An 8,275-nucleotide genomic window follows, 5' to 3' on the forward strand; every position below is an offset into this window, starting at 1 on the left:
GCCGCGAGCAGTGCCTGCTTCCCGGTCACCTCGGCGTACGCCTGGTAGGTCTTGTCGTACTTCTCGATCCGGTCCAGATACGCCTGGACGAGGTCCGCGGAGGTGAGGCGGCCGGTGCGGATCAACACGACGGCCTCGGCGAGCGTGGCCTCCGTCGGGGTCGTGCCGCGCTGCCTCGCGCACCGGCAGGTCGGGCACGTCGACGGCGGGCTCGGCCGGTGCCTCGGGGGTACGCGCCGGGGCCGCGGCGGCGGGCGTGGCGGACGCGGCGAGGGCGCCACCGGTCCCGGCGGCGGCCGAAGCGGCGAGGAACGTACGGCGGTTGAGGTCGCGGCCCATCAGCCGTCCGCCTCCCCGGTCCAGGCGGTGGTGATCGACGGGTACGCGAGCGGGGCGGCCTCCTGCTGCGCGTACGCCGCCCCCAGCGCGCCGCCCAGGCCGCCCGTCGGCGGTGTCCACTCGGCGAGCGCGCCGGGCGTCGTGGCGACGAACTCGCGCAGTGCCAGCATGATCACGGCCCGGGTGGGGGTGCCGGTCTCGGGGTCGGCCACGTCGGGGAGCTGGTCGATGTCGACCCCGGCCAGTGCCAGCCGGGCCCGTATGTACGCGTCCAGCGCGTCGCTGTCCAAGGGTGTCTCCGAATGATCGCGTCGGTGTGGCGGTGGAATCGGGCGGTCGTGGTGGAACGGCTGTCCTAGAACACCGGCATGGCCGTCAGCGTCCGGTTGTGCAGCAGGAAGACCCGGTTCCCGGCCGCGGCCAGCTGCCAGTTGCCGCCGGTACCCGCGGTGTACGGCCAAGCCTCCTTCCCCTGCCGGACGTCCACCACCTGTACCCCGCGGGTGCCTTCCGTGTCGGCCACCGCCCACACGCTGTTCCCCACGACCACCGGGGCGTCCAGAGAGTGGTCCTGGGAAGCGAAGGGCAAGGTCCACATGTCCGACCCACCATCAGCCTTGCGTGCGGAAAGATCGGTCCCGTCAACGGCGTACACGACGCCCTTCCGCACGGCCGGGGCGCTGCATCCGCTTTCACCGACGGCGGCACGCGCCCACTTCTCCTTGCCGTCGGACAGCGTCACAGCGGCCAGGCTGCGCCCGCCCAGGTAGACCGTGCCGCCGACGATGACCGGTGGGAGGGGCGTGGAGCCGCGCTTGTCGAGCCCCCAGACGGTCTTGCCGTTCGTCGTGTCGAGAGCCACCACCTCGCCGGAGGTGCCGTGCACCACTAGGCGGCCGTCGGCCACCGCGGCCGCCGCCGGGCTGTTGCCGGAAGTCCGCACCGGTCGCGGGGACGTCCACAGGGAACGATGCGATTCGAGGTCGACGGCACGCACCCGGCCTGCCCGCGTGACCACGTAGACGGCGCTGTCGTCCACGGCCAGCAGCGCCGCCGCGTCGGCACCTTCGGCCTTCCACAGCTGAGTGCCGTCCTTCGCGCTCAGCATCCGCACCACGCCCTTGGCGTCGGTCGCGAGGACGCCCTCGTCGCGGAGTGCCAGCAGCCGTCCCCTCAGTCCAGTGGTCGACGTCGTCCACCTCGGCTTCCCATCGGTCACGCCGTAGGCGCGCAGCCGACCGTCCGTCACCGCGACGACGACCAGGTCCCGGACGGGGAGCGGGTCGGGCACGGCCCGGTCGGCGAGTTTCAGGGAACCGAGGTCGACGGGGCCCCACAGGGGCGAGGGCGCGGCGCCCTCGTCGTACTTCGCCAGCGGCTTCGCGTCCCACGGCTGCGCACCGTCCGCCGCGGTCTCGTCGTCGCCCAGCAGCCACCACGCCCCGGCACCGCCGCCCGCCGCGAGCACCGCGCCGCCCGCGGCGAGGGTGGTGAGCAGCCTGCGCCGGGTGGGGCGTGACTCCTCGTCGCCGGGCATGGTGGCCATCCGCCGGGAGTCCGCCTCGCGCCGTGCGATGTCCTCCGCGAGCGGCCCGGTACGCCAGATCCGCCCGGCGCCGCGGGGCGGCGCGAGCTGCCCGGCGAGCGCGTCGAGGACGGGCCGGTCCGTAGCCTCCTTGGCGAGGCAGGGTGCGACCAGAGCCCGCAGGCCCTCCGGTACCGCGCCCAGCTCCGGCTCGCCGTGCACCACTTGGTACTGCACGGCGGCCACATGCCCGCCCTCGTAGACCGGCCGCCCGCCCGCCGCGTACGCCAGGACCACGCCGAGGGAGAACACGTCCCCCGCCGGTCCGGTCCGCCGCCCCAGGACCTGTTCGGGCGCGGCGTAGCCGGGGGTGGCGAGCGTCTGTCCGGTGGTGGTGAGGGTGAGTCCGTGCTCGGGGCGGGCGATGCCGAAGTCGATGATCCTGGGTCCGCGCGAGGTCAGCACGATGTTCGACGGCTTGAGGTCGCGGTGCACGAGCCCGGCCCCGTGGATCTCCCGCAGCGTCGTCACCAGCGCCGCGCCCAGCGCCCTGACGGCGGGTTCGCCGAGCGCCCCGTAGCGCTCGACGGCCTGGTCGAGCGTGGGTCCCACCAGGAACTCCGTGGCGATCCACGGCCGTCCGCCCTCGGTCTGCGCCGCCAGCACCCGCGCCACCCCGCCGCTGCGCACGGCCTGCGCCGCGTATGCCTCGCGTAGGAAGCGCCGGGCCATCTCCGGATCGTGCGCCAGCTCGGGCCGCAGCACCTTGACGGCAGCGGTCCGGCCCGCCGCGTTCCGCCCGAGGTACACCTGCCCCATCCCGCCGGCCCCGAGCACGCCGGTGAGGCGGTACGGGCCGAGGCGGAGGGGATCGCCGGTGCCGAGGGGGTTCATGGGGCTCCTGAAGTGGGGTGGGGATGGTCGATGAGCGGATGGACCACCGCTGCTCGTCTACTCGTCCACTACGCGTCGAGTGGAAGGGCGCACACGCCGGTACCGCGCACGACGATGAGCCGCTTGGCCTGGGGGAGCGTCATGATCGTCGGGGTTGTACCGCCCCGGTCGCCCAAGGGGCTCTGGAAGGTCCAGGCCACACGGTGGGTCCGCAGGTCGATCGCCGCGATCCACTGGGCGTCGTTGTCCGGCGAGACGTAGAAGTACCTCCCGCTCACGGTCGAGTTGGCCGCGAAGGAGAGCGAGACCGCGGCGTCCTTGTCCTCTTCCCACAGCAGGCGACCGCTGCGGGAATCCAGGGCGATGAGGCCGTTGTTGCGCTCTGTCGTATAGACGACATCGTCCTTGAAGACCGGCGGGCCGTAGTGGTCGGCCGACGCGTCGTAGTCCTTGCCGAACTTCCGGCCCTTGCCGAATCTCCACGTGATCTTGCCGTCGGAGAGCCGCAGCGCGAGCAGTTCCTCGGCGCCGAGGAACAGGTGGTCCGAGGAGACGGCATGCCGTCTCCCCCCGGACAGACCGCCCGTGTTCTTCTTGGGGACCCGCACCGACCAGCGGGTCGCCCCGGTGCGGGCGTCGATCCGTGAGACCGACTCCCCCTGTGTGCGGAGATACGACGAGCCCACAGGGGTCGCGGTCAGCTCGTCGAAGGTGTCGGCCGGCGTGGGCATCCGGCGGCGCCACACCTCCTTGCCGGTCCGGGAGTCGACGGCGAACCGCACCCAGCCCTTGCCGGTTTTCCCTTCCAGAACCAGGGAGCGACCGATCGCGATCACCAGGCGCGTCTCCAGCGCGTCGAGGCCGTCGAGGCCGTCGAGCCGAGCCAGCGGCGTCTGGAAGCTGCCCGTACCGAAGTCGACGGGGACGAGGTGGTTCCTGTCGTCCAGCGCGAACAGCCGCTCACCGTCGGACAGTACGGTCTGCGGGTAATCCACCAGCTCGCTCTCCGCGCGCCGCTCGCCGGTCCTCGCATCCACGCAGAGCAGGCGGCCCTCGGCAACCAGCGCCAAGTCGTCTCCGACCGGGAGCGCGACGGTGTCTCCGATGCCCTCGCTCTCCACGGTTGCTTTCCACACCAGGCGCGGCGCTCCTCCCGGTGTCCTCCGGGACGGCTCCTTCCGCGCGGGGCCCGCCGTGTCGTCGTCGGGGGCGAGCAAGCCCCAGGCGCCCGCCGCGCCGCCCGCGGCGAGCACGCCGCCGCCGAGGGCGAACAGCGCGCGGCGGCTGACGCGGGGCCGTTGCGACGCGGACGTCGGAGTGGTGAACTCCTCCGCCGGTACGGGCAGTCGGGAGGGCTGGATCTCCCATACGGCCGCGCTGCGCCGCGCAATGTCCGCGAGCACGGCGTCCGGAAGGTGCTCCGCGAAATCACCGCCCCCGTCATGGAGCAGCGTCCTGAACTCCGTCGTATCCGGGCGCTGCTCCGGATCCTTGGCCAGACCTCGCGCCAGCACGGGGCGCAGTCCGTCCGGCACACCGGACAGATCGGGATCGGCGTACCGAACCCGGTAGAGCAGATCGGCAGGCTGTCCACTGCCGAAGGGCGGGCTACCGCTCACCGTGAAGGCAAGCACGGCGGACAGGGCGAACACATCGCCCGCCGCCGTGTGTTCGCCGCCGATCGCCTGCTCCGGTGACATGTAGGCGGGCGTTCCGGCCGTCGAACCCGTGCGGGTCAGCCGGTCGTCTCCGGCTGCCCGGGCGATGCCGAAGTCGATGACCTTGGGGCCGAGGGCGGTCAGCAGGATGTTGGAGGGCTTGAGGTCGCGGTGCACGACGCCGGAGCGGTGCAGCTGGGCGAGCGCGTCGCACAGCGCCGCGCCCAGGACGCGTGCGGCGGACTCGGGCAGCACACCGCAGAACACCACCGCCTCGTCGAGCGGCGGGCCGAGGACGTATTCGGTCGCCAGCCACGGCGTCGGAGCGAGCGAGTCGGCATCGATGACTTCAGCGCCGTACTGCCCGCCGATGATCCGGGCGGCGTCGGCTTCCAGACGGAAGCGGGTACGGAACTCGGTCTGCGCGGCGAAGTGCTCGTGCACGGTTTTCAGCGCGACCGTGCGGCCCTTGGCCGAACGCCCGAGATAGACCGTGCCCATTCCTCCGCTGCCGAGCCGGGCGACGAGGGTGTACGGGCCGATGGCCTGAGGATCGTCGTGTGCGAGGGGGGAAACCATCGGTATCAGTCCACCGGAAGCGCGTAGAGGACACGGTCACTCAGGACGAACGCCATGCCGGGCGCCGTGCCCACGACACGGCCGGGGAGGGCACTCCCCGGCTGCCCATTCTGAGCGGGGGCGAACCGCCACCGCAGCGCACCGTTCGACGCGTCCAACGCCTCGACCTCGGCTTCGGTCGACTGGAACACGGTGGTGCCCGCATGGCTCACCGCGGTCTCGCCCGAGATCAGGGAGGAGTCGAGAGGCACGGGACTTCGACGCCGCCACCGTGATTTTCCGCTCTGTACGTCGATGGCGTGGGTGATGGCGTGCGAATCGGTGACGTAAACGGAACGCCCGCGTATCACCGGCGCACCGGTCGGCCTTCCTCCGGTCTTGACCCGCCAGCGCTCTTTGCCGCTGACGATGTCGTGGGCCCTCATGGTGTCGTCGTAGCCACAGGTGATCAGCAGATTCCCGGGGGCCACCAGACGCTCCTCGGTCGAGTCGTCCGTTCCCCGGTACGTCCGGGTCCACAGCTTCCGGCCGTTGCGGCGGTCCAATGCCAGATAGGACACGGGCCCGTCATCGGTGCTCGCACCAGCCTTGGGAAGGAGGATCATGCTCTCGAGCAGGAGCGCGGTGGCCTCACCCCCGTCGCCGACTTGGAACGCTTCGGGCAGCGGAGTACGCCATCTCTCCTTGCGCTTTTTGATGTCATAGGCGACCACCGCGCGTTCGTCGCCGTCCGACCCTTCCTCGGAATTCCCCGCGATGAGGCACCACAGCATGTTCTTGCCGGCTGCAAGGAACGCGTAGACCGAAGGGGCGTCCGTACCGTTGTATCGCCTCTCCGCCCACTTGATCCGGCCTGTGCTCAGCGAGACCGCGGAGAAGGCTGAGGTGTCCGGAGACATGAACGTTCCATCGCCGAGCAGCAGGATGGTGGCCAGAGGATTGGGATAGAGATCGTCGCGTGACCAGCGTGCTCTGCCGGTCCGCAGCGTCAGAGCGGTCACGGATTCGGCCGTGTTGACGAGCGCGAGCCTCCCCTGCCAGAGAAGCGGCTCCCCTTGCAGGTCACTTCCGAATTCATGCCGCCACAGCGGAGCAGGCGCGATCCCCCGGAGAGTCGCTGCGCGAGGCCCCGGCTCCCCCGCCGCCCGCCATCCGGCGACCGCGCCCGCCCCGAGGCCGAGTCCCGCCACACCGGAGACGGCACCGATCATCACGGCGCGCCGGGAGGGACCCGACCGCGCCGCCGTGCGCGGCTCGGCCGCGGTCTCGGCGTCGTCACTCGGGGGCTCCGCGGGATACGCCGCTTCCAGCTCGCCGAGGGCTGCCACAACGGTGGGCGGCAGTCCGCCCGAGGTGTCCGCGGGCCAGGAGGCACGCAGTTCCCGGGCCACGGTCATCGGCTGTGGGCGCGCCTCGGGGTCGGTCGACAGGCAAGCGGCGATGAGGCCGCCCAACGGCTCCGGCAATGCCGCCCGTGATGCGTACGAGAGGTCCGCGTGTCCCGTCGCGGCGTAACTGAGCACGGCGCCCAGCGCGTAGACGTCTCCGGCCGGGCGGGGCCGGCCGCCCGCTCGCTGTTCCGGCGGCAGGCTGAAGGGGTCGACTCCGGGAGGGTGAGCCCGCTCGGAGCCGTCCAACGCCGCCGCGCGCACCAGTCCGTAGCCGGTCAGCCGGGGACCGTCGGCCATGAGGAGGGTGGTCGCGGGCGAGATGCCCGCGTGCACCAGCCCGCTCGCATGCCAGTCGGCGAGGGCCTGGGCGAGGACCGTGCCCAGCGCGCGCACGGTGGGCTCGGGCAGCGGCTCCTCGGACGCGGCGAGCGCCTCTTCGAGCGACAGAGCCGGGAAGCAGTCATAGGCGACCCACGGGAGGTCCTCATGCGCCGGGGCGATATCGATGACCGGGGCCGCCCAGTAGCCGGTGAGCCGACGGGAGTTCTCGGCCTCCGCGCGAAACCGCACCCGGTACCCCGGGTCCCCGGCGAGCTCTTCACTCGGCAGCATCAACACGGCCGTGCGGCCCGTGCGATCGTCCCGGGCGATACGGCGACGCGCACCGTCGAAGCGGTCGTGGGCATCAGCCGCGCCGACGGTACGGAACGGGCCGAGCCGCGCCGTTTCGGCCGCCTGCACACTCATTCACTCCTCCAGGACGTCCGCGGCTCAGCGCAGCGGCAGGGCATAGACGCTCTTTCCACTGATGACGACGGCCAGATCGTCCGTGAGGGCGACTCTGCGACGCGCCACGATCCCCTTGGCTCCCGCGGCACCGCTGTCCGTGAAGCGCCAGCGCAGTGTGCCGTCCTCGGCGTCGATGGCATCGACTTCCACGTCATTGCTCATCAGCACCGTGTGCCCGGAAGGACTCACCGTCGTATCGGGCGTGCGTGCTCCGGACAGCGCCTTCGTGACGAGGCCGTAGAGGCGCTGCCACCGCACCGCGCCGGTCCTCGCCGACAGCGCGTGGACCCCGTAGGCGCCATCGGTGGCGTACACCGTGTCCCCGTGGACGACCGGAGGGCCGAAGTCGGCGAGATGCTTGTAGGAGACCTCGCCCTTCGCCGGTACGGTCCACGAAGGCCCGCCGCCACGTGCCACGTCGTAGCCGCAAAGGTCGGAGCTGATCGAGGCGATGAGGGTGCCGCCGCTGTCGGTGGCCACCGGCCGTCCGGCCGTCACACCCTTGTAGGAACGCGTCCATCGCCGCGCGCCATGGGTGCGGTCGAACGCCATGAACTCGTTGCCCCGCACCACGAGGACGTCCTTCATCAGGTAACCCTGGTCGAAGCCGTCGGGCAGCGGGCTGGTCCACAGTTCCTTGCCCCGGGTGAGGTCGTAGGCGATCAGGACCCGGCTGTCGGCCCCGCCCCGGCGTTCGGCGGCGATCCAGACGGTGCCGCCTTCCGCCGCGAGCAGGGCGGCGTACGGGGTCCGGCCGCCGGAGCGGAATTCCTCCGGCTCCCACTCGATGTCTCCGGTACGGGGATCGAGAGCGGCGATCCGGGTGCCCGGGACGAGCACCAGGTTCTTCCCGACCGCCCGGAGCCGCCCCCGTGCGCGGACGTCGTCCCTGGTCCACAGCCGCTTTCCGGTGCGCAGGTCCAGCCCGGTGACGCCCTCGCCGGTCGCGATGACGGTGGTCTGGTCCGCGCAGATGGGCGGGGCATACGCAAGCGGTGTGCCGTCGGCGTCGAATCGCCACAGCGGGGTCGGCGGGGCGCCCGCGGGCCGGCGGCTGGAGCGGTGCGCCGCCCCCAGGCGCTCGGCCGGGGTGAGCGGTG

At 72.0% G+C, this 8,275-nt stretch carries 5 protein-coding genes; all 5 read right to left on the reverse strand.

All coding sequences use genetic code 11. The features are described 5' to 3' along the window. Positions 1 to 338 precede the first annotated feature (338 nt). A complete protein-coding gene (locus SSOG_RS12815) occupies positions 339 to 629 on the reverse strand; it encodes a hypothetical protein (RefSeq protein WP_009714647.1) in 291 nt (96 codons plus the stop codon). A 65-nt stretch (positions 630 to 694) separates the two neighbouring features. After that, a complete protein-coding gene (locus SSOG_RS12820) occupies positions 695 to 2,758 on the reverse strand; it encodes a protein kinase domain-containing protein (RefSeq protein WP_009714648.1) in 2,064 nt (687 codons plus the stop codon). 68 nt (positions 2,759 to 2,826) lie between these two features. Beyond that, positions 2,827 to 4,995, reverse strand: coding sequence for a protein kinase domain-containing protein (locus SSOG_RS12825; RefSeq protein WP_009714649.1), 2,169 nt, complete (start codon positions 4,993 to 4,995; stop codon positions 2,827 to 2,829). A 5-nt stretch (positions 4,996 to 5,000) separates the two neighbouring features. Continuing rightward, complete coding sequence (locus SSOG_RS12830) at positions 5,001 to 7,133, reverse strand: outer membrane protein assembly factor BamB family protein (RefSeq protein ID WP_009714650.1); 2,133 nt, start codon at positions 7,131 to 7,133, stop codon at positions 5,001 to 5,003. 24 nt (positions 7,134 to 7,157) lie between these two features. Further along, a partial coding sequence (locus SSOG_RS12835) for an outer membrane protein assembly factor BamB family protein (RefSeq protein WP_039937385.1) occupies positions 7,158 to 8,275 on the reverse strand: 1,118 nt, incomplete at its 5' end.

This window comes from Streptomyces himastatinicus ATCC 53653 (assembly GCF_000158915.1).
GTDB lineage: Bacteria > Actinomycetota > Actinomycetes > Streptomycetales > Streptomycetaceae > Streptomyces > Streptomyces himastatinicus.

Bases quoted from the DNA above. Each gene is read 5' to 3' on its own strand.
- SSOG_RS12820 (WP_009714648.1), bottom strand. From the start codon at position 2,758: ATGAACCCCCTCGGCACCGGCGATCCCCTCCGCCTCGGCCCGTACCGC.
- SSOG_RS12830 (WP_009714650.1), bottom strand. From the start codon at position 7,133: ATGAGTGTGCAGGCGGCCGAAACGGCGCGGCTCGGCCCGTTCCGTACC.
- SSOG_RS12825 (WP_009714649.1), bottom strand. From the start codon at position 4,995: ATGGTTTCCCCCCTCGCACACGACGATCCTCAGGCCATCGGCCCGTAC.